Origin of the sequence: Streptomyces sp. NRRL WC-3742, assembly GCF_000720635.1 — a bacterium.
Taxonomy (GTDB): domain Bacteria; phylum Actinomycetota; class Actinomycetes; order Streptomycetales; family Streptomycetaceae; genus Kitasatospora.
This window is the reverse complement of sequence record NZ_JOCF01000163.1, coordinates 1-1,166: the sequence shown is the minus strand read 5'-3', so window position 1 is coordinate 1,166 and position 1,166 is coordinate 1. Positions and strand designations below refer to the sequence as shown.

At 69.6% G+C, this 1,166-nt stretch carries 1 protein-coding gene and 1 pseudogene; one reads left to right on the top strand and one right to left on the bottom strand.

What is annotated here, in order from left to right; all coding sequences use genetic code 11:
• Positions 1 to 114: 114 nt before the first annotated feature.
• Positions 115 to 540 carry a hypothetical protein gene (locus IH61_RS0139830; protein ID WP_051838787.1) on the top strand — a complete coding sequence of 142 codons (426 nt, stop codon included), beginning with the start codon at positions 115 to 117 and terminating at the stop codon, positions 538 to 540.
• A gap of 11 nt (positions 541 to 551) precedes the next feature.
• Here IH61_RS0139830 and IH61_RS0139825 read toward each other — a convergent pair.
• Positions 552 to 1,166: pseudogene (locus IH61_RS0139825) on the bottom strand (transposase); the annotation flags it as partial.

Genomic DNA, 1,166 nt, shown 5'->3' with positions numbered 1-1,166 from the left:
GTACCTGTTTCCGATGGCATGCGAATCGTCTTCCTGGCCCTGGAATCGAACAGAGCCCGTGTGAAGGTGTGCTCTGAGCTGGGGAGAAGGCTGTTTCGGGGGTAGGTATGGGGTGTGGACGAGACCGAGAACGAGGGCCTGGGCGAGCAGGTGCCCGAGCCGGAGCTGTGTGACCTGTGCGGGGCGGTGATCGCGGACGGCAGCGAGGTCTACTTCGTCGTGCGGGACTCCTCGGTGGTGCACCGCACCAACCAGGAGTTCGACGGCCGCAGGCTGCTCGTGGCCTGCGGCCGTGAGCACGGGCGGCAGCTGGTCGAGCAGTACCGAGACCGGCCCTTCGTCGAGCCCGAGCAGTGGGCGGCCAAGATCGGCAGGGCCCTTGACCAGCACCCGAACGGGCTGAGCGGAGCCGAACTGGCGGAGGCGACCGGGCTCACGCCTGCCCAGATCGAGATCGGCGTGCGGTGGCAGGCGATGGCCGCCACGGACTGGCGCTCGCGGGTTGGCCTGGACGGCGGACCGGACGGCGAGCGGAGCTGACGCGGGCGGCTTCAACGGCCTGACGGGCGGCCGACGGCCGTGGGAGAGTGGTCGCCGGACGGCGCCGCGGGCAGGACCGGGCCAGGGCCACCGTGGTGACCGTGAGAACGATCAGTCCCGCTGGGCCTCGCGGGAGGCCGGCTGTCCCGACCGCTTGGACTGCCGCTGAGTGATGCGCCTGGTCATCAGGGTGATCGCGGCCCAGGTGATCAGCGACTCGGAGTGCTGGACGAGGCGTTCGTAGTCCCGGGCGTGACGGCGCGCGTGCATCACCCAGGCGTGCGAGCGTTCGACCACCCAGCGACGGGGCAGGACCACGAACCCCTTCGCGTCCTTGGGCCGGCTGACCGTCTTGATGGTGAGGTTCAGGTACTTCTTCGCCCAGCCGACGAGCTGCCCGGCGTAGGCGGAGTCGGCCCAGACGATCGTGATCTCCGGGTGCATCAGCCTGAGTCGGAACAGCACCTCCTTCGCGGCGTCGCGGTCGGTCATGTCGGCGGGGGTGACCATGACGAACAGCGGCAGGCCCTTCGTGTCCACCACCAGGTGCCGCTTCCTGCCGTTGATCTTCTTCGCCGCGTCGTAGCCGCGCGAGTCCTTCCCGACCGTCTCGGCGGCCTTCACCG